We start from the raw sequence: 22,454 nt of genomic DNA, 5'->3' as shown, positions 1-22,454 counted from the left end.
ATTAAAAGGCATGAGCCCGGTAGATTACCGGGTTCATGCCCTCAAGGCTGCCTAAGTAAATAAAGTGTCTAACTTTTTGGGTTCACTTACTTATGCAAATCCTTGTATTTTCCCCTTCATTCTTTCAATGAATGGGGAGGATACTTCTGTTGGATATAGCGTATTAGTGCAGTGACGACTTGCGGACCGGATTCTACGAGTCTACCTTGTTCAAATGCAGTGAAGTTATCACCGCCTGAAGCCAAATAATTACTAACCGCTACTTCATATTCGTTGCTTGCCTGAATCTCTTGACCCTTCATGTCTTTCAGCGCAACAATGCGGTTGCCAATTGGAGAATCGGGGTCCCAATTATACGTTAAACCAACCGTTTGTAACCTATTTTCATAATCTTTCGTCCACTGCTGTTCTAAAGCAAGTTTTATCTGCTCTCCTGTTAAAATTAACTTACTGACATTATTACCCATAGGCACGTTTGTATAAAGGTCTTCTACAGTGATTTTCCCTTTTTTTAAACTTTTTCGCATTTCGCCCTGATGGACAAAAGCTATATCTACCCCCATGGCTTCCCGCTCAGATTCTGCAATCATTTTCGCTAATGGGGATTCACCGTTTGCACCTTGATTTCGTCTGATTTCTTCCGGCATTTCCCCTATTACCTGATTAAAATTGCTCCCCAATCTTTTTCTATATTTATTTAGAAGAGCAACCGTTTCTTCATCCGGTTTTATATGATGATGTGAAGTGGCAACTATCTTTGCTTGTTTCTTAACAATAATTTTAGTATGTGGGTCAATTTCAAGATTTACTTGAGAAAAGGCTTTCCCGTTAGAATAAGCTTGAACGATCAGTTTACCCGCTGCAACGGTATTGGCATATTCATGGCTGTGACCCGCAAAAATGACATCGACCTCATCATCGATTTTTGGAGCCATCTCCACTAAAGCTCCACTGGAATTTGCTCCTGCCTTATCTGATTTAGCTGAATCATGTGCCAGTACAACAATCACTTTGATCCCTTTTTCCTTTAAAAGCTTAACGGTTCGGTTAATAGCTGAAACTTCATCCGTAATTTCTACTTCTTTTCGATTTTCAGGTGCCACATACAGGTTGGTCTCTTTTGTGACCACACCGATAAATCCAATATTAATTCCGTCAATTTGTTTAATAACATACGGTGGTAACAAAGGAGTACCCGACTTTCTGTCGATGATATTTGCAGAACTGTAAGCAGTATTGGCACCTTGAAAATAACCTGTTTTTTTATTGAATCCTCCATGAATGAGACGTTTCATTTCATATACGCCTTCGTCCAATTCATGATTTCCAGGTGTCCCGACATCAAAGTGCAGGAGGTTTAAAAATTCAATCGTGGGTTCGTCTTGAAATTGAGAAGAGATTGGAGGACTTCCTCCTACCATATCACCAGCATGAACGAGTAATGTATTTGGTTTTTCTTGTTTATATTTTTTTAAATAGGCAGCCAAGTATTCAGCACCGCCCGCCATGGTTCCTGAAACCATTTGATATTTGTTTAGTTGGCCGTGAAAATCATTAACGCCTAATAATTGTAGTTGGATGTAGCGGTTGGATGTGGAATGATCCGTTGTGGAATGATTGGATGAGAATGCTGTGATTTTATAAGTTACGAAAATGATGATAAATACCAAGATGAATAAAGAAGATATGGCCTGAAATTTTGACAATTTCCGATCCCTCCCTCTAGATGTAAATCAAGAATAACTCTTGAATTTTATATCCGTATAAAGGGACCGTGATTTTTTGTTATATTTCATATAATAATTGTTAAGTTAACCAAGTACATGCATATCTTTTTAAAATACTCATACGGCTTAACATTTAGAAATCTGTTAAGATTTTGATTAGCAAAAAATACAGTTTTATTTAAAAAGGCTCTAATTTTTCTACCCATTAAACCGATAGTACTTGAATTTATCCTATTCTTAAAAATTTCACTTATTTTAGTTCAATTAACGCACTCCTTTAGTTCAGATTCCCCGGCCTAATTTGGTACTAATGGACGGCTCTAATCATATTCTTATAAAAAGAAAACAATAAGAAGGGGTGCAAAGTCAGTTGATAAAAGTTAAGGTTGGTTTACGGCCCATTGTAAGTAAAATAAATTTACCTACTGTTTTGAAAACAACCATACTTCCAGGTGACTCCATTGAAAGATTATTTATTGCAACCCAGGTAGGAGAGATCTTTTACATAGGAAACGGAGATATAAGGACTTTTTTAGATATTCGCCCGCGAATCCTGAAACTAGGTGCATCTGGTGGCGGATATGATGAACGGGGATTGCTAGGCCTAGCGTTTCATCCCGAATTTTATTATAACGGTCTGTTTTATCTTCATTATTCAGTAGCTGGAACACAAGGACCAGGTGCTCTTTCTGAATCTTTTAAGCCTGACCCGTGTGATCCCAAAACTTTAAACCTAAGGTGGATGAATAGAGAAACTAAATATGATCATATTGATACAATTGAAGAATGGATTTTACAATCGAATGGTCAACCCCAAAAACGACGGACATTACTTAACTTAAGACGACCATTTTCAACTCATAATGGGTTCAATAGTTTGAACTTTTCACCTGAAACAGGAAAACTTGTTTTAACAACCGGGGATGGCGGATCACGCTATGATCCATTTAACTTAAGTCAGGATGATCTGGAAATCGCCGGTAAAATAATTGAAATTGATGTAGGTAAGAATATGTACGTCAATGATCCACCCATTGTCACACGTTTCAATGAACTTCCCACACCCATTCAGGAAACGCTCATGGTAATGGCAAAAGGGGTGCGCAATATACCAGGCATTTCATTTCAAAGATTTTATAATCAGTATATTAAATATGCGGGAAATGTCGGCCAGCGTTTGGTCGAGTCGATTTTTTCATTCGTTCAGTATAAACCAATACCGGTTACTCAGCTTATTCAAGCTTATTCCATGAATTCTGAACCTGACAAAGAAGGATTTATTAACTTTGGCTGGAGAGGTTGGGAAGGTACTTTTCCTGCTTCGATTATTAAAGGCTGCACTGAAAATCGGAATTTGGATGAAAAAACAATTGTTTATTACAATGAAGCAGTATCACTTTCAGGGAGCCGTCTTCAGCCTTTAACAAGTTATTTTCATGAAGATACCAGACCCGATAAGTTTGGAGGAACTGCAATTACAGGAGTACAAGCATATATGGGGAAAAGCATCCCTGGTTTAACAGGAAGCGTCGTGTTTACCGATCTTGCCCGGAAAGAATCTCAACCTAAGATAAGAGGGGCTTTAGCTTATACCACCGTAAGACCAAATGGTCAACAAAATGATTTTAGTGTGATACAAACCGATTATGATTTTGGGTCTCAATCAGCTTATTATGTTAATTTGGGGGCGAACCTGGATCAAAGCAGATTATATTTAGGGGTTTATGGCTCTATGAAAGTGACTGATTTCAACCAAGGTACTGTTTTTGAAATTGTTCCATGAATCATAACTATAAAATTCCTGTTATGAATCGAAATTAAAACTAAGTGATGGAGAATCACTAAATTATAATCATTTTTAATCTTTTAAAAATGATTAAAGCAATTTCAACCCATAACCAGCTATAAATGAAAGTAAATATAAAGCCAGTTATAAGAAATGAAAAGGAAACTGAGACGGCTGGACCTAAAACCGGAAAGTGAAAAATAAATAGTAGACTCATAATTCCTGACATTAATAGAATTGCACCAGCAGCAATAACACTTAATCTCTTCCTAAAAAAGGAAAAGGATGCCCCTATGCCAAGTCCTAACAATCCTGTTGTAAAAGGAAATACAAACAGTTCAGTTGGCTGTAGGATGAATAACAACATAATTGTCAGAAGGTAGGTCATCACTCCAAAAGGAATGGAAAACATGGAACATAACAGAATAGGTGCAGTGGCTAGCGGACTTATAAAATATCCGATACCTGGTAAAAAGCCAGCAGCAGCCTGTAGAATAGCAGCAATACAGGCAAAAATGGACCCTAAAATGAGCTTCATCGTTTTGTTATGTTTATTGAATATTATTTGAAATAAACGAACCTCATCAGAAATAGGTTTAAAAAAATACACCTTTCCACCTCATTCTAAATGGTTTATACGTTACGATACATTATATTTCCATTTATTGGAGTTGGAACAATTATTAGTAATCTAAACATCAATTTCCTGTGTAATGAAAAATAGCTTAATAAAAAATCTCTCTAAAACTTAATCGCCTATTAAAAAAACAAGGCCTTATTGGCCCTGCTTTTTATTTGACCATTACTTTCCCAACCATTCCTTCCTGGAAATGGTACCGGCATGTCAGTTCATATGTACCGGGCTGTTTCGGTTGCACGGTAATGGTTTTTTCTTTACCTGGCTGGACCTCGGCGTCAATTCCGAGCTTTTCCACTGTGAAGGTGTGTTCTTTTGTACCTTTGTTTTTCAATATCAACGTAGTGACTGTTCCATTCGGAATAGTGATGACTTCCGGATTAAAGTAATCATCGTTCAACTCGACCTCAATCGATTTCACCGTAGGCTGAGCTACAACACCGGATTCGGCATATACGCCGAGTGAGCCTAGAGTTGTCACAACTACAAACATTGCAAGCACAACGACCAATCCTGTTACCCGCTTTTTCACAGACATTCGCAATCCCTCCTTCCCTAACACTATTTTTTTCTAATCCATACAATATTATTACTATTAATTTGGTTGCAAAGGAGCTGCTAGCTCAATAACAATCATTTATACAAGATATCGTCTCTTAGTGTAGCAACTTTAGTTAAAGCTGTATCTATGTCAGCTTCATTCACTCCAAAGTGAGCTAGTGCATCGTTAAGATGTTTTACAATGGCATTGAAATGGTCTGGTTGCAGATTCAATCCTTGGTGAGCTTTTGCCATGGATTGTCCAGAATATTGTTTTGGACCGCCTAATGCAAAACTAATGAACTTTGTTTGATGACGGCGTTGCTTTTCCATATCCGTTTTTTCAAAGAAATGATTAACTGTCTCATCCTTAAGAACCAATTCGGAGTAAAAATAGTCCACAACTTTTGCTATCGCTTCTTCCCCGCCGACTTTTTCATAAAGTGTTTGTTCCATATATACACCCCTAACTTGTAATTAATAGAAGTATTCTCTGTAGAAAATTTGTTTTTATTCCTTATCTTTCAATTTAATCCCCTTTACGGCGCCATTTCTCCTGCGGGTCCCCCCCCCTCAAATCAACTTTGTCTTCACTTTTAGATAAAACCCTTTCGTCTACAAACTGAGCCAAGCGACTATAGTGTTAGTCCACAATATTTTTTTCAGCATTTAATAACCACTAATGTGATGACTTCTCCTATTTTTCAAGTTTGCACTCAAACAGAAGGATGCCAAATAAAACTGTAGACATTAATTTTAAGATAAAAAAGTTACCAGATTGCCCAAAAAATAAGTATAAGAATGTAATAGATTGGATAAACTAATAAAAAAGGAGTGGGAGATTATGGAGACTAAAGTTAAAGAAGGAACGAAAGAAATGTGGAGCGAAATTAATGCATGTATAACTCGTAAAATTAATGAAAAACATGATTTATCTTTTCAAAAGAAGAGCAATGATAATTATATGAATCTATATATTCAAACAGCCGTATTACACACCCTATTTGAACTATCAGACGAGTTCAGGAAAATTGAAAGAAAATATAACGGATTGTGATGTTTCCGGAAAAGTCATGCACCAAATTTAACTTAACGGTGGATTAGGATTAAACTCTTTAAGGGAGCTCTTTAATCCTAATCCACCTTTTCTTTCCAGCTTTATCACTTACATTATTAGCTACCGACAATTTGACCAGCATTATTACTGTACCATTTGCTTCCCTTCCCTTTAAATCCCTCTTTCTATCCCAACTAGAATCCATTAAGCCAAATAGAAACCCCACCAGTTGTTAATAGATCATGTGGGGTTTTTTCATGTGTTTCAAGTTTCAGTATACTATCTTGATTGACGGATCATCTTAAAGGTTCGCTAGCTTCAATACTATTATTTGTTGTTTTATCAATCTAAAATCTTGTATATTTAAATGAGTATATTTTATAACTTACTGATGTTAGCTAAAAACATTGAAAATAAATATTTTTTTGAAAGTGAGTTGAAAGCTGATGATGTGGTCACCACTATTCGAAAATGATGTACCTGCAGTTATTCTCCCTTAACGGCAGAAAAATTGCATCTCCGTTAAGGACTGGAAATGTTTAGTTAAAACGGAGGGTACAAAATGAAAAACACTATATTAGGTTCTTTATATTTATCACTCGCTGCTAGCATTTGGGGCGGGATGTATGTTGTGGTAAAAGTTGTGGTAGACGTTGTTCCGCCACTTGAATTAGTATTATTACGATATGTAATTGCGATTTTAGCATTGCTGACAATTGGTTTTATAACAAAACAATCTTGGCGGATTGAAAAACGAGACTGGCTTTTGGTTTTCATTATAGGACTTGTTGGAAACACAATTTCCATCGTAACCCAGGAAGTCGGTACACTGCTATCCACTGCACAAATGGGAGCTATCATTACTTCCACAACACCTGCATTTATGGTGATATTTGCACGTATCGTTTTAAAAGAAAAGATCACCATCAAGAAATCAATTTCCGTAATTTTAGCGACAATCGGTGTCGGTACCATTGTCGGGAATGCCCATATCGGCTCATCTCACCAACTTGGGGGCCTATCACTGCTTATTGCTGCCTTAACTTGGGCGCTTATGTCTGTTCTGATTAAACGTGTCCCTGGGCAATATTCACAAATTGTTATAACGACCTATGCAGTGCTTGTGGCAATTGTCTTTTTAACACCTGTTACGATCAGTCGATTGGATGAGCTTGATTTTCAAGCAATCATGCATCCATCCATATGGGGCGGCCTATTATACTTGGGCGTTATTTCCACAGCATGTGCCTTTTTACTGTGGAATCGCGGACTGCAAATGCTTACCGCTTCAAGCGGTGGATTATTTTTCTTTTTACAGCCTATAGTCGGTACTTTTTTAGGTTGGTTAATACTAGGGGAACAAATCGGCTTGTCTTTTTGGATCGGCACAATATTAATTTTTATCGGTGTGTTATTAGTCATTCGGGAAGAATAACCCACATTAAATTGTACCCTATAGAGCGGTCTCTTTAAAAAAGGCTGCCTATAGGGTTCTTTTTTGGTTTAAAAAAGGGGATTGCAGAAACGTTGTTTTTTATTTGTAATTTATCCTTACTAATCCCCCTTTATGTTAATAATAAGGCGGACCGTCCCAACGGTTTCTTGATTCTTAAGACAAAAAGTTGTATTATTTTATTTTTTTTCAGCCGATTATATTGAAAAATCTTAAACATACATTCATTACGTAATTATTATTGTTACTTTATGTACATTTCGAAATAATTTTTGTTATCATTAATTCATAATCTTTTGGAAATGAATGCTAAATTTTATAACAAAGGAGGAATCGTTCTTGAAAAAACCATATACGGAATTGACGATTGGGATGATGAGAACGGGGATATTAGGTTTCGGCGGCGGACCATCAGTCATCCCTCTCATCCGCCACGAAGCAGTTTCCCGTTATCACTGGCTCGACGATGATGAATTCGGGGACACTTTGGCGATTGCCAATACACTCCCAGGACCGATTGCCACGAAGATGGCAGCATATCTTGGTTATAAACTAAAAGGCTGGCCGGGAGCCATCGTAAGTGTGGCCGCTCACGTTTTACCTTCATGCATTGCGATGGTTTTCTTGATTGCGTTCATTAATGTTCTAAGTAATTCCGCAATGATCAGTAATATGATCGCTGCTGTAATGCCGGTGGTTGCTGTCATGCTTGGTCAAATGGCTTATGAGTTTGGCGAAAAGGCGGTAAAAGGGTTAGGAAAGGTGCTCGGAATCACCTTTTTTGCGATTTCCTTTTTGCTTCTGCAAGTCATTTCCCTGCATCCGGGTATCGTCATCATGATTTTTCTTATATATGGAGCGTTTCATTTTAAATTAAAGGATAGATTGAAAAACAAAAAGAAGGATAGGAAGGAGGAATCCGCTTAATGGGTCTTATTATCCCAATAGGAGTTGCTGTTTTTCTGGCGTTTTTCATAGCCAATATGCTTGGTTACGGCGGAGGTCCAGCCTCGATTCCGCTAATGTATGATCAAATCGTCACCCGTTATGGCTGGCTTGATAATACCGAGTTCTCTCAAATGCTTGCGTTAGGAAATTCACTCCCAGGACCTATCGCCACGAAAATAGCCGCATATGTCGGATATGATGTATATGGCTGGCCAGGATTTCTAGCTGCATTGGCAGGCACGATCATCCCTTCAGCCGTGGCTTTGATATATTTATTAAAAATCCTGCGAAAATACAAGCAATCGCCTATTGTAAAAGGCATGTCACTGCTTGTACAGCCCGTAATTGCGATCATGATGTTATTGCTCACCTGGAATATGGCCGCGGATGCGGTCGGATCCATCGGCTACATCCATTCAATCGTCATCGCTGGATTGGCCTTCTTGGCTTTAGGTAAATTCAAGATCCACCCTGCATTCGTAATCATTCTTGCCTTTATGTACGGCGGCTTTATCATCCCGCACACATAATAATAATAAAAAATCCTCCTATATAGGGGGATTTTTTATTAAAGCTTCATGCCCATCCGGCTTTTATAGCGTTTAATGAGAATTTGGCAATCAACGCTGACCACACCGACGACCGCATACAGCTTCTCATTGAGAAAACGTTCCATCTCTTGATTATCAGTAAAGATTCCGTGCATATGGAGTTTACTCGGACCGGTCATATGATATAAACTCGTTACAGCCGGTTCACATTCTAATTGCTGCGCGACCGATTCCAGATATTTTGGCTCAACCTCAACGTTAAAGAATGCCGAGACATGGATGCCGACCTTAGCTGGATTTATGACCGCAGTAAACCTCTCGATCACCCCGTTTTCCACAAGATGATTAATTCTCATCTGAACCGCCACTCTGGAAAGCTCCACTTTCTTCGCTAAGTCGGTATATGAAATTCGTGCATCTTCATGTAAAACCGATATGATTTTCTTATCGATTTCATCAACTTTCAAGCTGGGAATCTTAAAGTCCTCTGCCATCCTACGTAACTCCTTTTCGATATCTTTATTCCATTATCGCAGAGAACACCACCGGATCACAACAATCTTCCTTTTCACTTCTAATAAAGGCAGAAATTTTTGGGCATCCCTAATTTCCCCCCTCTATTTGCATATGAATCTCCATCATATATGTAGTTTTTCAAACTTAAGATGCAGCATTTCATCCAACTGAGTGCAGCCGCCAAAAAGATGGAAGGCGATAGACTAAGGGCCAGACAAATTGACGGCACCGCCGACACCCCCTTAAGTTCCAGACTGCAAGTCTCCCCCCCTACTTTGAAGTTGGAAGGAGGGGGTTTTACAGCCCGTTCAATGCAGGATAAAAGTTTATGAATTTCCAATGGACACTTCCTCAATCCTTTGTTTGAAAGGTCTTTGCGATATTTTTGTATTCCTCATCATTGAGAATGCCCATTTTTTTGAATAATGCGGAATAAGCCATTATTTTTTTCTGTGTACGGTTTGTACAATTCATATGGATCAGCTCCTTTTTTACATAGTATTCATTTACGACAAAATGTTTCCTTAATACAAAATATTTTGAATAGACTAAATACAAAAACTGCCCATTTTCCCGGCAGTTTCAATTTATTTAGGTGTAATCAAAATAAGAGCAGTCTACAAACACTCAAGTATGAATGATCATCATCTATTTTTTAAATAACCACTTCCAAAAGTGTTATTGCACGGAAAAACCGCCTCCCCCATTTCCATATACAAGACTGAAAAAATGCAGTTTGGGTCCATTAAAAATATTGTCTCTCTTGCAACAAGTCATCATTCGGATTATCGTTGTTTAAGAGATGCGAAGAAATTGAAAATACTGCATACTTTCTTCATACTTTTTCGCTAAACTGACTTTATTCCATAAGAGGGTGAATGCTCATGAAAATCTCCTTTAAGCTCGGACTATCTATATTTGTTTGCATTTTTTTGATGGAGACCGTTTCGATGATTTACTTGCATAATAAAGTGATCCATTCCCGTATCAATCAAGAATTGGAATCACTGAAGGCCCGTGGCAATAGTCATCGTGATGTGTTGGAAATCACGTATTCCGACTCTACCCTTCAGCATATCGGCCTGATGGAGTACCATACTGATACAGATGTCGTGATTACGAACACAAGAGGAGATATTCTGATATCTTCCGTAAAGGTAAATGGGGGAATGAAAAAAATCTTGGCAAAAAACATCCCGCAACTACCCCGAAATGGTCTGGTCATCCAATCAAGTTGGAAGGATGAAAGATATATAGCGACCGTTACGCCATTTATCAGTGATAAAGAAAAAAAAGGCTATGTTTATATGTTCAAAGATACTAGGGATGTTGAGGATTTGATTGCACAATTGAATAGGCATTTCCTTTTTGCGACTGCATTGCTCCTTTTCTTCATGCTTATCACCATTTATTTTCTATCAAAAGCTTTGACTAGACCTCTTATTTCGATGAAGGAAGCGACAACCAAACTCAGCAAAGGGAATTTTTCAGTGGCTGTGCCAGTACTATCTCATGATGAACTCGGGGAGCTTGCCCAATCCATTCAAAGCTTGGCTAATGAATTGAACTATTTAAAGAAGGAACGCAATGAATTTTTGGCAAGTATCTCTCATGAACTGCGCACGCCGCTAACTTATATCAAGGGATACTCTGATATTGCCCGCCGGAAAGACTTGAATGCTGCCGAACGAACACGATACTTAGAGATCATCCATGATGAATCCGAACGATTAAACAGATTATTGGACGAACTATTCAATATGGCTAGAATGGATGTAAATACATTCACCATATCAAAAGAAACCGTCCAGCTCTCTTCATTCCTGCAAAACATTCATGAAAAAGTGCTGCCGGCTTTTACAAATGAAAGAATTCTATTGAATCTGGTATGTAAGGATGATTTATTTATAGATATAGATCCCTCACGGTTTGAGCAAGTCATTCTTAACCTGCTCGATAATGCGCTGAAGTACTCGAACGAATATACAGTCACCACCATCAAAGCCACTGAATGCCTTGGCAGGATTTCCATCTCCATAATCGATCAAGGGGTTGGCATTCCCCCTGAAGATATCCCCCATATCTTTGATCGTTTATATCGTGTCGAGAAATCACGCGCCAGAGATACCGGTGGATTCGGATTGGGGCTCTCCATCGTCAAGCAATTAGTGGAGATACAAGGAGGAACAATTTCGGTTAAAAGCAAATTGGAGCAAGGAACGTGCTTCACTATCACATTTAAGGAGATAACAAATGAAGACAATAGTTCTGGTTGATGATGAACAGAGAATGCTTGATCTATTAGAGCTATACATTAAACCTCACGGATATACATGCATGAAGATGAAATCTGGACATGAAGCCTTACAGTTCCTAGCGCATAAACATGCGGACATAGTACTTCTTGATGTAATGATGCCTGAGATGGATGGGTGGGAAACTTGTGAAAGGATCCGTGCGTTTACCAACATTCCCATAATCATGCTCACCGCCCGGGATGCTGCACAAGAAATGGTGAAAGGGTTGAAAAAGGGCGCAGACGATTATATTACGAAACCATTTAATGAAGATGTTTTACTTGCCAGAATCGAAGCAGTGACACGGCGAGTGCATAATCAGGATGATAATGTGATATTTAGAGGGCTAAAATTAAATGAATCCGCTTATGAAGCACATTATGATACCAAAAAAATCCCATTGACACCAAAAGAGTTCTCACTGTTGTGCTTGTTTTTAAAATCACCAGATCAAGTGTATTCCAGAGACCACCTGCTTTCGACCATATGGGGATTTAAAACGGATACGGAAGATCGGACAATCGATTCCCACATTCGAAATATTAGAGAGAAATTACGTCATGCCGGTTTTCCAGCAGATCAACACTTGAAAACGGTCTGGGGCATCGGATATAAATGGAGTTCTGTGGATTGATATGAATTTCATTTCTGAGGCATTACTATCCAGCGGCCCTTTTTCCATTGCTGTAAGTTTAGTATTCAATATATTGATTAGCGTGCTTGGTTTTGTTCCAAGCGTATTCATCACGGCAGCCAATATCACCGTATTTGGATTTGAAAAGGGATTGATCCTTTCGTACATGGGGGAAATTGCCGGTGCAGTGGTCAGCTTTTGGTTATATCGAAAGGGCTTTCAAACATTCCAACCCAAGTTCATGAAGAACCGGTGGGTCATGAAGCTGCAAAAGTCTCAAGGGTTTCATGCATTTTGGATGATCCTGATGCTTAGGCTCCTTCCTTTTATACCATCCGGCGTAATCAACCTTACAGCAGCATTAAGCAAGACGGGAATGATGATTTTCTTCCTCGCCACATCCATTGGAAAACTGCCTGCCCTCCTTGTCGAGGCGTATTCGGTGACACAAGTATTGAAGGTATCGGACGATGTAAGGATTGTTTTGGTACTGTTGATTCTGGTAATCGCAGTCGTTTATTACTTTAATAGAAATAAGAAAAAAGGAATGTAGTAAAAATCCTCCCTTTCAAGAATCAGTAACCCTTGGTCTCCAAGGGTTACTACCAGATCCAGAAAGCGGATGAGGCATGACCCCATTATATCGGGAAAATATATTCGACGAGTTCTTTGATTTATATCACTGTGCCGGGAACGGCTTTGAAGCCTTTTCATTAAAATAGCAAAAGAAGGACACCACGATGGATGGATCGAAATGCTTTTCTTTTTGTTCGTTTATGAAAGATAATGCCCGCTCCACTGACCAGGAATCTTTATACGGCCTTCTGCTGGTCAATGCATCGAATACATCCACAATGGCAACGATTCTAGCTTCCAATGGGATGTCCTCACCTTTCAATCGATGTGGATATCCAGTTCCATCCCATTTTTCATGATGATGGAGGATGATGTTTTCAGCCACTTCCAGGCTGCTGATCACATCATTGTTTATTTCCCTTGAAATCTTATTCAAAATATCGGATCCCATTAACGGATGCATTTCGATGATTTTTCGTTCATAAGGAGATAACGGGCCAGGTTTGTATAATATCCCCTCAGGAATCTCCGCTTTCCCGATATCATGTAGAATACTTGAATGGACGATATGATTCATATAGCTTTTAGATGTTTCCAGCTGGCATCTTCGATTATGAACGTAACTAGCTCCTCGGTTAGATTTTGAACTCTCAATAAATGCGCTTCAATGCCTGGATCACGGATTTCGCATGAAATGGCGAGTACCTTTAACAATTCCCTTTGAGTCTCTGCCCTTTTCTTTTCCGAAAGGTAGATCCCTTCTTTCAATTGTTCCAGTTCACGGAAAATCTCTACAAAATACCACTGATCCCCTAGATGAATAGGGGTAATCGTAATCGAGGAATGCCAAATCTCACCCAATTTCTTTCGATTGGTGAAAACCCCTGACCAAGGATTCCCCTTCCTTAACTCATTTTTCAGGGATGTGTATGTACATAAAGGTGTTAACCCTGACTTCAAGAATCCAGCTTTGAACCCAATGATACTGTTCCTTGAATACCCTGTCGTCCTTTCATAATATGGATTAATGTCAAGTATGCGATGATCTTGATCCGTAATGATGACGGCATCCCCCAGCTTTAAATACCCTGCCAATTCGCATGGCAGCCTTGATTTCCCTTTCAAAATCTATACCTCCAATAACCTGCCGGATTTCCAATTCTGTCTCATAGTGTCACGGCTCTTTCCGTTCATGATTTGATAATTTCATTAGATAGGCTAAATGAACTATATTCGGATGATGAGGTATATAATACCATACAAGTTTTATATACAATAGTTACTAAGCATCGTTTTGTGATTAAGAGATTGATTACAAGTTTCTGACTGCCCACCAGGTATCAAGCCTTCGCATTCCCATTAAGAATTTTGCATGTCGAAGGGTAAATGGGTTCATTTCCGCGAATGTTACACTTATATAATGAGATGATGCCTATACTATCTTCCTGTTTTCTGGAAAAAAGAATGAATTTATTGTGTTTTAATGGGAAATTCATTTATAATGCGCATTAGATGATTTTTTAGCATTGAATATGAGAGGAGACTGAAATATGAAGAAACTATTGTACCCAATCATCATTGGATTATTGGCAGTTGTTCTGACGGCTTGTGGTTCGAACGATGAAGCGGATAAGAAAAATGACGAGAAAGAGACTAAAACAACTGAGAAAGAAACGGCTAAAGCAACTGAGGAACAGCAAAAACAGATGGAAGAAATGCAAAAGAAACTAGACAAGCAAAAGGTGGATGAAAAGAAAACGGTAGCCATCGTCAATGACGAAAAAATTTCAGGTGCGGAATATAATACCGTGTTGTCCACCACACAAACGCAGATGCAGCAATTCGGACAAGACCCAACATCCAAGGAGGGCGCCAAACAAATTAAAGAGCAAACGCTCAACTCTTTAGTGGGGCAAACATTGCTGCTTCAAGCAGCTGATAAAAAGGGCTACACAGCTTCCAAGGCCGAAATTGAAGAGCAACTTGCCGAAATCAAAAAGCCATATGAGAATGAAGAGAAATTCAAGGAAGCGATGAAGCAAGCAGGTCTGAATTCGGAAATGCTGAATGCCCAGATTGCAGAGAACATCCCATATACAAAGTATGTTGAAAAAGAGATTAAAGTGGAAGAACCAACTGATGAAGAAATCCAAAAGTATTACGACCAGGTTGCGGAGCAAGCTAAAACAAGCGGACAGAAGGTACAGAAACTCGAAGAAATGAAGCCGCAAATCAAGGAACAACTAGAGCTGCAAAAGAAACAAGAAAAGCTTGTGAAGCATGTCGAAGAACTTCAGAAAAATGCTAAGGTCGATATTAAGATTTAATGATGAAAAGAGCTGCCTATTTTGGCAGCTCTTTCTTTATGGTCTTTGGTAAACCTACACACCCACGGCTTTTCAATTTCATTTATTCACCGGTTTTAGAGAAACGTGCAATTCTTTCACCTATTTCATCACGAACACGTTGGAAGGTTGCCCATTTCTCTTCATCTGTTCCTACCGCTTTTGCCGGGTCATCAAAGCCCCAATGTTCACGTTTAACATGCGGTGGCGTCATTGGACATTTGTCAGCAGCATCGCCACATAATGTAACGACAAAATCGGCATTATTCAATATGTCAGGGTCGATGATATCCGATGTTTGATTGGAGATGTCCAATCCAACTTCATTCATTGCTTTTACAGCTTTTGGATTTAACCCATGGGCCTCGATTCCTGCGCTAAGCACTTGCCATTCGTTACCTAAATATTTCTTCCCCCATGCCTCTGCCATTTGGCTTCTGCAAGAGTTCCCTGTACATAAGAAGTAAAGTGTTTTTTTAGCCATGCTGTTTCTCTCCTTTGTTTGTAAGTAAGTGTTTAATGAATGATTTGCAACCATATATATAAGCCGGCCAATGTGATGAACAATGTTGGGATGGTTAAGATGATTCCCGTTTTAAAATAAGTTCCCCATGAGATTTTCACGCCTTTTAATGAAAGGACATGCAGCCACAATAACGTAGCCAAAGAACCGATAGGAGTGATTTTCGGGCCCAAGTCCGAACCGATGACATTTGCATAAATAAGGGCCTCCCTGATTGCGCCTGTTGTATGGGTGTCGGAAATGGCAAGGGCATCAATCATGACGGTTGGCATGTTATTCATAAGTGATGACAGAATGGCAGCGATGAAGCCCATCCCAATCGTTGCCACAAATAATCCTTGATCGGCGGTAACTTGGATTAAATCCGTTAATACATTCGTCAAGCCAACATTTCTTAGGCTGTACACCACTACATACATCCCAATTGAGAAAAAGACGATTGCCCATGGTGCGCCTTTGATAACGGTTTTCGTGTTGACCGCTGGACTCCTTCTAGCCATCATGAGGAAGAAGATGGCGACAATGCCTGCAATGATGGATACAGGAACCCCAATGAATTCACTGGCAAAATAACCAACCAGCAATATTCCTAATACGATCCAGGACAGCCTAAACATCCTGTGGTCTTGGATGGCTTCCACTGGTTTTTTAAGCTGTGATACATCGTAATTTTTCGGTATGCTTTTACGGAAAAATAGATATAAAACCAAGATGCTTGCTACAAGTGCAAAGATGTCCGGTACGATCATTCTTGAGGCAAACTCGGCAAAACTGATATTGAAAAAGTCTGCGGATACAATATTTACAAGATTACTCACCACCAAAGGAAGTGAAGTGGTATCGGCAATGAACCCACTGGCGATGATAAAAGGGAAAATCATTTTATCACTAAATTTCAAGGCCCGAACCATTGCTAATACGATTGGTGTAAGGATAAGTGCCGCTCCGTCATTCGCAAAAAAAGCAGCCACAAGAGCACCGAGGATACTTACATAGACAAACATCCTTACTCCATTTCCCTTGGCGGCTCTCGCCATATGCAGTGCTGCCCATTCAAAAAATCCTATCTCGTCCAAAATAAGCGAGATGATGATGATCGCGATGAAGGCGAGTGTTGCGTTCCAGACTATCGATGTCACGTCCATGACATCAGTAAAGTCCACCACTCCAACAAGTAAGGCCAAAACCGCACCGCCACAAGCTGACCATCCGATTGACAATCCCTTCGGCTGCCAGATGACGAGAATGAGTGTTAATAAAAAGATGATAACTGACAAAATAACTGATCCCACTGAAGTAGTACCTCCTAGTTAGTCACAACAAATCCGTTTTCCTTGTGCTGTTAAGTTTTCTAATTTAAAGTTTTGACTTGGCAAGTCCTTGATGACCGTCTGAATAAATGTGTAATGGGAAGAAGACGGATTTAACGAGTAAAAAACCCATTGTCCCCTCCTCGCTTCATTCACGAGCCCGCTATCTTTCAACTTTCGTAAATGCTGGCTGATAGCTGGCTGGCTCATCTCGAATAGGTCCACAAATTCACAGACACAGCATTCATGCTCAGCCATGATCTTAATCATGGTCAAACGGGTTTTATCACCTAGTAATTTAAGAATGTTTGCCGTGGTTTCCAAATCCAACGCTTCATTCATAGCTTTTAATCCCTCCTAGCACAAAGTAAATAAGTATATGCTTATGTGATTATTCAACAACATTGTATAAGCATATTCTTATTTAATCAAGCATTAAATATTCAACGATATAATTTTTAAATTTAGTCTGCTTAAATTCAAAAAGGGTGTTGTTGATTTTCCTTATTTACTAATGGGACAGGTCAGTTTAATAAAAATGAAAGAGATGCTTATTAAGTCAGCATCTCTTTTTATGAATTACCAATTTTCAGCGTGTTTTTGTATGAGTTCAATCATCCGAATTATAGAAGGAGAAAGCCATTTATCCTTATGATAAGTCAAATATGTTGATATAGAGGAATGGTGTTGTGGAATAATTTCACCTTTTAGTTTATTGCTTTCTAATTCTTCTTTGACCGAAAAGTAAGGAACTAGTGATATTCCTAAACCACTTTTAACGCATTGTTTTATTGCTTCTATACTTTGGAATTCTAAACTTTCTGTTACGTTCATATTCTGATGGTGAATATATTCATCAAAAACCGATTTATAACTACATCTAGATTCGGAGTACAGTGCTGTTTGAGATAACTCTTTTACATCTAGAGGGCTAATTAAAACCATTCTTTCTCTTATAAGTTTTTCAGAGTAAAGTTCTTCTTGTCTCCAACCATCTTTTTCTAATAATAAGGCAATGTCAACTTCCCCATTTTGAAGGCTTTTTGTAACATCATAATTTTCAAGTGATTTCAATGAAAGCTTCACTTTAGGATATTTCGTTTTATATTCGAGAAGAAGCGACGGAATTCTACAAATCGTTAAAGATTCAGAAATCCCTAAAGTTAAAGCTCCTTGTGGCTCTTTGTCAATATTTAATGACTGATTATATAGTTCAATGATCTTGGTGGCATAAGACAAAAATTCATTTCCATAGTGAGTTAATATAACTTTCTTTCCTAAGCGATCAAATACTGGTCTACCTAATTCCTTCTCCAGTTCTTTGATGTGAGTAGTAATGGAGGATTGTGCATAACCAAGATGTTCTGCCGCCTTATTAAACCCACCTTTTTGTACTATTGTTTTAAAAGTAATCAATTGACGGAGCTCCATTTATAATTTTATCTCCTTATGTTCAATTTTTTTGAATTAAATTATCTAATATATCAATTTTACTAAATCAAATAGAGGATTTAAACTAATATCAAACAGTTGTTAAATCAAATACTAATCAGAATGCAAAAATAGGAGGCAAACATCATGTCGGATATAAATTCATTATTTGAACCATTTAATATAGGAACAATTACATTAAATAACCGAGTGGGCGTGGCACCAATGACGCGTATTAGTGCTACTGAAAAAGGTTTTGTCACGGATAAAATGATTAAGTATTATAGTTCCTTTGCTGAAGGCGGGTTTGGGCTCATTATTACTGAGGGAACCTATATTGATGATAAGTATAGTCAAACGTACGATTTTCAGCCAGGTATTGCTTTTGAAGAGCAAGCACAAGAGTGGAAAAAAGTTGTTAATGCCGTTCATTCTGCAGGATCAGCAATCTTTATGCAGTTACAACACACTGGGCCATTATCCCAGGGAAATCGATTCACTGATGAAACAGTCGCTCCCTCTTCTATTCAACCAAAAGGAGAACAGCTAAAATTTTATTTAGGTGAAGGACCATTTCGATTACCTAGAGAAATAACAAAAGAAGAATTAGCCTATGTTAAAAACAGTTTTGTTGAAGCTGCAAAACGAGCTAAATCCGTTGGCTTTGATGGGATAGAACTACATGGAGCAAATGGTTATTTATTAGACGCGTTTCTAACGGAATATACAAACCAACGTACTGATGCTTATGGTGGCACAACAGAAAACAGAGTTAGGTTATTAGTAGAAATAATTAATGAAGTTAGAAAATCGGTAGGAGAAGACTTCACTATTGGTATTAGGATTTCACAATCAAAAGTGAATGATTACTCCTATCATTGGTCAGGCAAAGAGCAGGACGCCGCAATTATCTTTGGAGCATTAGGAAAAACAGGTCTTGATTATATTCATGTAACAGAATATAAAGCATGGCAGCCAGCATTTGAAACAGGAAAGACCTCACTTGTAGCACTTGCCAAAGAGTATAGTCAATTACCTATAATCGCAAATGGAAAGTTAGAGAACCCAGAAAGAGCTTCTGAAATGATTAATAATGGTCATGCTGATATTATAACTTTAGGCAAAGGAGCATTGGCTAATCACGACTGGGTAAAGAAAGTGCAAAATGAAGAACCTTTAGAAGCATTCGATTCGGAAAAAGTAATACACCCAACTGCTGTTATTAAAGATTTCGAATTATAAATGAAAAAATAATATGTTCAACAGCGCCTTTCCAAAACTAATTTAATACTGCAACTCGAAATAAAAAGTACCCATATTAAAAAACCAGCCTGACTTCAGACTGGTCTTCTAGTTCATTCACAACAGGAATTATTTTTTATTTCCAATCTCACTGGAACCGGACTGCCACAGCAAGAACTATCGTTTGTTTCAGTTGCAGGAATATCAGAATCGCAGGAACTAGATGTCAGATTCACACTGCAAACTCCTGTTTCAGGAAGTTGCAAGCGCACTTCTTTTGCCCCCTCGACATCCCCTGTCAGATAAGCCACCACGGAACGGATTTGTTCGTAGCCTGTTGCCAGTAAGAATGTAGGCGCTCTTCCATAACTCTTCATGCCAACAATGTAGAAGTTCTTTTCAGGGTGCCGTAATTCCTGTTCACCATGCGGCCGCACAGTTCCGCAGCTATGGATATTGGGGTCAATAAGCGGAGCAAGCGCTTCTATGCTTTCCACAGCTGAATCAAGGTTTATCCTTATTTCATTTAAAAAGGATGTATCAGGTCTGAAACCCGTACTCACAACGATCTCATCGATCTCACCGATTGTGGTTTCTTCTCCGTCAAGTTCCCCCACAACAGTGATTTTACCGTTTGCTGGATACACGCCGTTAATATGAAAGGGAGTGAGGATATTGATTCGTCCAGACTCCACTAATTGCTGAATTCTTATGCCCAACTCTCCACGAGCTGCCAAACCGTCGTTTTCTTGCCCGCCGTACACTTCATTGATCATTTTTTTACGAAGAACCCAGTAGATCTTGGTATCCGTAAACTTTTGCTGTAATGACGCGAGATCCAATAGGGCATTTATTGCAGAATGACCGCTCCCGATCACCATGATCGATTTATTTTGATATCTATTTTCCAATTGGACGACGTTTGGAATGCCATAGTGAATTTGATTGAGTAATTTTCTCTCGGCATTCGTCCAGATACCATTGGAAAGGATCGGATTTGGATTGGTCCAAGTACCTGATGAATCAATAACAGCCTTCGCTTCAACCACTTTTGTGTCACCATCCACTTCTACATACAGTTGAAAGGGAACGGTGACCCGTTTTCCGGTTTTCAATTTATCGTGAGCCTTTTTGGCAACACCGACTACTTTTGCTTGTAATAAGATGTTTTCATTAATTTCCGGAAGGTTACTTAGCGGCAGAAGGTATTCTTCTACCAGTTCGCGACCTGTTGGCAAAGCTTCTTGGTTGGGTGAAGTCCACCCAGACTTCTCAAGTAACTCCTTTGCTGTTTGATCGATGTTTTACTGCCATGGGGAAAACATTCTTACATGGCCCCACTCCAGCATGCTGGAACCAACCGAATCTCCCGCTTCCAGTACGATAAACTTCTCCCCTTTTTTCAGTAAATGAGCGGCAGCGGCAAGCCCTACAGGACCCCCGCCTATAATTGCTACGGGTAAAGCACTTTTATCAAATTGAACCATCATTATTCCCTCCTATATTTCATTTAAAAAAGTTGTAATTTGCAAGTATTTCCGAAAAATCATACTACCCCCAAGGAGTAGTACAGCATACGGAAGACTTCAGCATTTTATCATTAAGCAATTTCAGGGAACGCACGACGGATTCCTTTTCAAACTCATTCATTGTCTTGAAGATTTCATTCAAATAATCATTCATTTGCTGATCGATTAATTGATTGACCTTCATTCCTTCATCGGTCAGAGAAAGAATAGAAATTCTCCGATCTTCATCATCTTGTGTTTTTGTGACCAAATTCATTTTTATTAAGGATTGGATTTGTCGGCTGAAGGTCGTAATGTCCGTTCCCAGTGTTTCTGCAATTTGCTGGATGGAAGAGTTGTTTTGTCGGTTTATTTCATACAGGATATGGCTTTGAACGAGTGAAATTTCAATTCCACCTGCACTGCAGCAATTTTTATTCAATAATCCAAACCGCCTAGTCAAGAGTTGGAAGAGACCTCTAAGGTTTTCATTTTCCATTACTGTCACCTCACTTTATTTATACGCTAATTATTTGCAATTTACAACTATTTGATTCAACTATTTTTTCATTTATCCTTTTAGCTTATTAAAAGCTGCCATGAAATTTCGGTGAGTTTGCTCGCCATAATAACACGCTTCACCTTTAAAAAAGTTTGTTTCAATGAATTCTTTTGCCTTTTCCACCATAGGTTCACGAGAAGCTAAAACCAGCTTGAAATAAGCATCAAAATAACCAACAGACAATACGCTTGAATGGTTTACTGTCATAATCCTCCTACCCCCTAATTGTTTAAAGTAATTTCTCCATAGCCATCACATCGACAAATTCCCCGTCTAAAATTCCCTGGTTCTTAAACACTCCCACTTCGCGGTACCTCCGTTTTTTGTACAATCCTTGACCAATCTGGTTAAAGGGAAAAGTGAATAACACAATTTTATTGAAGTCATTTTCTTTTGCGAGCTTTTCGATTGATTGCAGCAATAAATCGCCAATCCCTTTCCCTCGATGATCTCTTGAGATATAAACGGATAAATCGGCAACCCCATTATAAGCACTACGATTGTTATATTGATTCAAGGAAGCCCATCCAACGATTTCCCCTTCTTGTTCAGCGACAATTACCTTATATCGACCGCTGTGTTTGGCAAACCACTCCTCCATGTAGGCTTGATCCTTCAGTTCCGTTTCTAACGTGGCAATTCTATCCTCAATCCCTTGATTGTAAATTTCTTTGACCGAACCCATGTCTGTGTCGATCGCTTCACGAATTATCATATCTTTCCCCTTTCGTTTGCCACATGAATTTTTCAAGATTCTATAGTTGATTTATAACATCAATAGTTGCAAATTACAAGTATTATAGATTTTTAT

27 protein-coding genes are annotated in these 22,454 nt (G+C 38.8%); 10 read left to right on the top strand and 17 right to left on the bottom strand.

Translation table 11 applies throughout. From position 1 onward, the window contains the following. Nucleotides 1–116: 116 nt before the first annotated feature. Nucleotides 117–1,706: a bifunctional metallophosphatase/5'-nucleotidase gene (locus tag ABC374_RS03640; protein ID WP_350301577.1), complete on the bottom strand. Its 1,590-nt coding sequence runs from the start codon at nt 1,704–1,706 to the stop codon at nt 117–119. 391 nt (nt 1,707–2,097) lie between these two features. Between ABC374_RS03640 and ABC374_RS03635 the strand changes: the two genes are divergently transcribed. Beyond that, nucleotides 2,098–3,510, top strand: a complete 1,413-nt coding sequence (locus ABC374_RS03635) for a PQQ-dependent sugar dehydrogenase (RefSeq protein WP_413015988.1) — start codon at nt 2,098–2,100, stop codon at nt 3,508–3,510. A gap of 58 nt (nt 3,511–3,568) precedes the next feature. Here ABC374_RS03635 and ABC374_RS03630 read toward each other — a convergent pair whose 3' ends face one another. The 3 genes from ABC374_RS03630 to ABC374_RS03620 all read right to left on the bottom strand — a co-directional run bounded on the left by ABC374_RS03630 (nt 3,569) and on the right by ABC374_RS03620 (nt 5,146). Continuing rightward, nucleotides 3,569–4,123, bottom strand: coding sequence for a hypothetical protein (locus ABC374_RS03630; protein ID WP_413015986.1), 555 nt, complete (start codon nt 4,121–4,123; stop codon nt 3,569–3,571). 181 nt (nt 4,124–4,304) lie between these two features. After that, nucleotides 4,305–4,688 (bottom strand): cupredoxin domain-containing protein, encoded by a 384-nt coding sequence (locus ABC374_RS03625; RefSeq protein WP_350301574.1) that lies wholly within the window; start codon nt 4,686–4,688, stop codon nt 4,305–4,307. A 95-nt stretch (nt 4,689–4,783) separates the two neighbouring features. After that, on the bottom strand, nt 4,784–5,146 hold the full coding sequence (locus ABC374_RS03620; protein ID WP_241593607.1) for a group I truncated hemoglobin: 363 nt from the start codon (nt 5,144–5,146) through the stop codon (nt 4,784–4,786). Nucleotides 5,147–5,534: 388 nt separating this feature from the next. On the opposite strand from ABC374_RS03620, the gene ABC374_RS03615 reads away from it, so the two are divergent. From ABC374_RS03615 to chrA, 4 genes are all read left to right on the top strand, one after another. Continuing rightward, nucleotides 5,535–5,747, top strand: a complete 213-nt coding sequence (locus tag ABC374_RS03615) for a hypothetical protein (protein WP_350301569.1) — start codon at nt 5,535–5,537, stop codon at nt 5,745–5,747. Between the two features lie 562 nt (nt 5,748–6,309). Further along, a complete protein-coding gene (locus ABC374_RS03610) occupies nt 6,310–7,182 on the top strand; it encodes a DMT family transporter (protein ID WP_413015983.1) in 873 nt (290 codons plus the stop codon). Nucleotides 7,183–7,506: 324 nt separating this feature from the next. After that, on the top strand, nt 7,507–8,127 hold the full coding sequence (gene chrB, locus ABC374_RS03605; RefSeq protein ID WP_413015981.1) for a chromate efflux transporter ChrB: 621 nt from the start codon (nt 7,507–7,509) through the stop codon (nt 8,125–8,127). After that, on the top strand, nt 8,127–8,678 hold the full coding sequence (gene chrA, locus ABC374_RS03600; protein ID WP_350301567.1) for a chromate efflux transporter ChrA: 552 nt from the start codon (nt 8,127–8,129) through the stop codon (nt 8,676–8,678). The genes chrB and chrA overlap by 1 nt, the downstream gene beginning before the upstream one ends. 38 nt (nt 8,679–8,716) lie before the next feature. Here the strand turns inward: chrA and chrS are convergent, their stop codons facing one another. Together chrS and ABC374_RS03590 are read right to left on the bottom strand one after the other, a co-directional pair. Then, the gene (chrS, locus tag ABC374_RS03595) at nt 8,717–9,193 is read right to left on the bottom strand and encodes a chromate efflux transcriptional regulator ChrS (protein WP_133349124.1); all 477 of its coding nucleotides are present in this window, start codon (nt 9,191–9,193) and stop codon (nt 8,717–8,719) included. A gap of 373 nt (nt 9,194–9,566) precedes the next feature. After that, nucleotides 9,567–9,689, bottom strand: a complete 123-nt coding sequence (locus ABC374_RS03590) for a hypothetical protein (protein ID WP_284702813.1) — start codon at nt 9,687–9,689, stop codon at nt 9,567–9,569. 410 nt (nt 9,690–10,099) lie between these two features. On the opposite strand from ABC374_RS03590, the gene ABC374_RS03585 reads away from it, so the two are divergent. From ABC374_RS03585 to ABC374_RS03575, 3 genes are read left to right on the top strand one after another with little or no spacing between them, the layout of a single operon-like run. Next, entirely contained in the window at nt 10,100–11,491 is a 1,392-nt protein-coding gene (locus tag ABC374_RS03585; RefSeq protein ID WP_413015978.1) for a HAMP domain-containing sensor histidine kinase, read from the top strand. Then, a complete protein-coding gene (locus ABC374_RS03580; RefSeq protein WP_413015976.1) occupies nt 11,469–12,146 on the top strand; it encodes a response regulator transcription factor in 678 nt (225 codons plus the stop codon). Before ABC374_RS03585 ends, ABC374_RS03580 begins: the two co-directional genes overlap by 23 nt. A 1-nt stretch (nt 12,147) precedes the next feature. Beyond that, nucleotides 12,148–12,699, top strand: a complete 552-nt coding sequence (locus tag ABC374_RS03575; RefSeq protein WP_413015974.1) for a TVP38/TMEM64 family protein — start codon at nt 12,148–12,150, stop codon at nt 12,697–12,699. Nucleotides 12,700–12,825: 126 nt separating this feature from the next. On the opposite strand, the gene ABC374_RS03570 is transcribed toward ABC374_RS03575, so the two are convergent. Both ABC374_RS03570 and ABC374_RS03565 read right to left on the bottom strand, forming a co-directional pair. Further along, nucleotides 12,826–13,299, bottom strand: coding sequence for an HD-GYP domain-containing protein (locus ABC374_RS03570; protein ID WP_413015972.1), 474 nt, complete (start codon nt 13,297–13,299; stop codon nt 12,826–12,828). Further along, nucleotides 13,296–13,847, bottom strand: coding sequence for a PAS domain-containing protein (locus ABC374_RS03565; protein ID WP_350301561.1), 552 nt, complete (start codon nt 13,845–13,847; stop codon nt 13,296–13,298). Before ABC374_RS03565 ends, ABC374_RS03570 begins: the two co-directional genes overlap by 4 nt. Nucleotides 13,848–14,272: 425 nt before the next feature. Between ABC374_RS03565 and ABC374_RS03560 the strand changes: the two genes are divergently transcribed. After that, entirely contained in the window at nt 14,273–15,049 is a 777-nt protein-coding gene (locus ABC374_RS03560; protein WP_350301560.1) for a SurA N-terminal domain-containing protein, read from the top strand. Between the two features lie 82 nt (nt 15,050–15,131). On the opposite strand, the gene arsC is transcribed toward ABC374_RS03560, so the two are convergent. From arsC to ABC374_RS03540, 4 genes are all read right to left on the bottom strand, one after another. Then, nucleotides 15,132–15,551 (bottom strand): arsenate reductase (thioredoxin), encoded by a 420-nt coding sequence (gene arsC, locus ABC374_RS03555; RefSeq protein WP_095391033.1) that lies wholly within the window; start codon nt 15,549–15,551, stop codon nt 15,132–15,134. Nucleotides 15,552–15,583: 32 nt separating this feature from the next. Continuing rightward, nucleotides 15,584–16,882 carry an arsenic transporter gene (locus ABC374_RS03550; protein ID WP_413015969.1) on the bottom strand — a complete coding sequence of 433 codons (1,299 nt, stop codon included), beginning with the start codon at nt 16,880–16,882 and terminating at the stop codon, nt 15,584–15,586. An 18-nt stretch (nt 16,883–16,900) separates the two neighbouring features. Beyond that, entirely contained in the window at nt 16,901–17,242 is a 342-nt protein-coding gene (locus tag ABC374_RS03545; protein ID WP_350301558.1) for an ArsR/SmtB family transcription factor, read from the bottom strand. Between the two features lie 237 nt (nt 17,243–17,479). Continuing rightward, a complete protein-coding gene (locus tag ABC374_RS03540) occupies nt 17,480–18,331 on the bottom strand; it encodes a LysR family transcriptional regulator (RefSeq protein WP_413015966.1) in 852 nt (283 codons plus the stop codon). A gap of 147 nt (nt 18,332–18,478) precedes the next feature. Between ABC374_RS03540 and ABC374_RS03535 the strand changes: the two genes are divergently transcribed. Continuing rightward, entirely contained in the window at nt 18,479–19,573 is a 1,095-nt protein-coding gene (locus tag ABC374_RS03535; RefSeq protein ID WP_413015964.1) for an NADH:flavin oxidoreductase, read from the top strand. A gap of 113 nt (nt 19,574–19,686) precedes the next feature. Here the strand turns inward: ABC374_RS03535 and ABC374_RS03530 are convergent, their stop codons facing one another. The 5 genes from ABC374_RS03530 to ABC374_RS03510 all read right to left on the bottom strand — a co-directional run bounded on the left by ABC374_RS03530 (nt 19,687) and on the right by ABC374_RS03510 (nt 22,358). After that, the gene (locus tag ABC374_RS03530) at nt 19,687–20,811 is read right to left on the bottom strand and encodes an NAD(P)-binding domain-containing protein (protein ID WP_413015962.1); all 1,125 of its coding nucleotides are present in this window, start codon (nt 20,809–20,811) and stop codon (nt 19,687–19,689) included. Between the two features lie 66 nt (nt 20,812–20,877). Continuing rightward, on the bottom strand, nt 20,878–21,063 hold the full coding sequence (locus ABC374_RS03525; RefSeq protein WP_413015960.1) for an FAD-dependent oxidoreductase: 186 nt from the start codon (nt 21,061–21,063) through the stop codon (nt 20,878–20,880). 61 nt (nt 21,064–21,124) lie between these two features. Then, on the bottom strand, nt 21,125–21,580 hold the full coding sequence (locus ABC374_RS03520) for a MarR family winged helix-turn-helix transcriptional regulator (protein ID WP_413015958.1): 456 nt from the start codon (nt 21,578–21,580) through the stop codon (nt 21,125–21,127). A 72-nt stretch (nt 21,581–21,652) separates the two neighbouring features. After that, entirely contained in the window at nt 21,653–21,850 is a 198-nt protein-coding gene (locus tag ABC374_RS03515; protein WP_137018068.1) for a hypothetical protein, read from the bottom strand. Nucleotides 21,851–21,872: 22 nt separating this feature from the next. Then, entirely contained in the window at nt 21,873–22,358 is a 486-nt protein-coding gene (locus ABC374_RS03510; protein ID WP_413015956.1) for an arsinothricin resistance N-acetyltransferase ArsN1 family A, read from the bottom strand. Between the last annotated feature and the right edge of the window lie 96 nt (nt 22,359–22,454).

Origin of the sequence: Peribacillus phoenicis (assembly GCF_047238085.1) — a bacterium.
In the GTDB taxonomy this organism is placed as follows: domain Bacteria; phylum Bacillota; class Bacilli; order Bacillales; family DSM-1321; genus Peribacillus.
Note: the sequence above shows the minus strand (reverse complement) of the source record. Positions and strands in the feature narration are given on the sequence as shown.

Excerpts from the sequence above, each read along its gene's own strand:
- ABC374_RS03625 (WP_350301574.1), bottom strand. The coding sequence starts at position 4,688 with ATGTCTGTGAAAAAGCGGGTAACAGGATTGGTCGTTGTGCTTGCAATG.
- ABC374_RS03620 (WP_241593607.1), bottom strand. The coding sequence starts at position 5,146 with ATGGAACAAACACTTTATGAAAAAGTCGGCGGGGAAGAAGCGATAGCA.
- ABC374_RS03615 (WP_350301569.1), top strand. The coding sequence starts at position 5,535 with ATGGAGACTAAAGTTAAAGAAGGAACGAAAGAAATGTGGAGCGAAATT.
- ABC374_RS03610 (WP_413015983.1), top strand. The coding sequence starts at position 6,310 with ATGAAAAACACTATATTAGGTTCTTTATATTTATCACTCGCTGCTAGC.
- chrB (WP_413015981.1), top strand. The coding sequence starts at position 7,507 with ATGCTAAATTTTATAACAAAGGAGGAATCGTTCTTGAAAAAACCATAT.
- chrA (WP_350301567.1), top strand. The coding sequence starts at position 8,127 with ATGGGTCTTATTATCCCAATAGGAGTTGCTGTTTTTCTGGCGTTTTTC.
- chrS (WP_133349124.1), bottom strand. The coding sequence starts at position 9,193 with ATGGCAGAGGACTTTAAGATTCCCAGCTTGAAAGTTGATGAAATCGAT.
- ABC374_RS03590 (WP_284702813.1), bottom strand. The coding sequence starts at position 9,689 with ATGAATTGTACAAACCGTACACAGAAAAAAATAATGGCTTATTCCGCA.
- ABC374_RS03585 (WP_413015978.1), top strand. The coding sequence starts at position 10,100 with ATGAAAATCTCCTTTAAGCTCGGACTATCTATATTTGTTTGCATTTTT.
- ABC374_RS03580 (WP_413015976.1), top strand. The coding sequence starts at position 11,469 with ATGAAGACAATAGTTCTGGTTGATGATGAACAGAGAATGCTTGATCTA.
- ABC374_RS03575 (WP_413015974.1), top strand. The coding sequence starts at position 12,148 with ATGAATTTCATTTCTGAGGCATTACTATCCAGCGGCCCTTTTTCCATT.
- ABC374_RS03570 (WP_413015972.1), bottom strand. The coding sequence starts at position 13,299 with ATGAATCATATCGTCCATTCAAGTATTCTACATGATATCGGGAAAGCG.
- ABC374_RS03560 (WP_350301560.1), top strand. The coding sequence starts at position 14,273 with ATGAAGAAACTATTGTACCCAATCATCATTGGATTATTGGCAGTTGTT.
- arsC (WP_095391033.1), bottom strand. The coding sequence starts at position 15,551 with ATGGCTAAAAAAACACTTTACTTCTTATGTACAGGGAACTCTTGCAGA.
- ABC374_RS03545 (WP_350301558.1), bottom strand. The coding sequence starts at position 17,242 with ATGAATGAAGCGTTGGATTTGGAAACCACGGCAAACATTCTTAAATTA.
- ABC374_RS03540 (WP_413015966.1), bottom strand. The coding sequence starts at position 18,331 with ATGGAGCTCCGTCAATTGATTACTTTTAAAACAATAGTACAAAAAGGT.
- ABC374_RS03535 (WP_413015964.1), top strand. The coding sequence starts at position 18,479 with ATGTCGGATATAAATTCATTATTTGAACCATTTAATATAGGAACAATT.
- ABC374_RS03525 (WP_413015960.1), bottom strand. The coding sequence starts at position 21,063 with ATGATGGTTCAATTTGATAAAAGTGCTTTACCCGTAGCAATTATAGGC.
- ABC374_RS03520 (WP_413015958.1), bottom strand. The coding sequence starts at position 21,580 with ATGGAAAATGAAAACCTTAGAGGTCTCTTCCAACTCTTGACTAGGCGG.
- ABC374_RS03515 (WP_137018068.1), bottom strand. The coding sequence starts at position 21,850 with ATGACAGTAAACCATTCAAGCGTATTGTCTGTTGGTTATTTTGATGCT.
- ABC374_RS03510 (WP_413015956.1), bottom strand. The coding sequence starts at position 22,358 with ATGATAATTCGTGAAGCGATCGACACAGACATGGGTTCGGTCAAAGAA.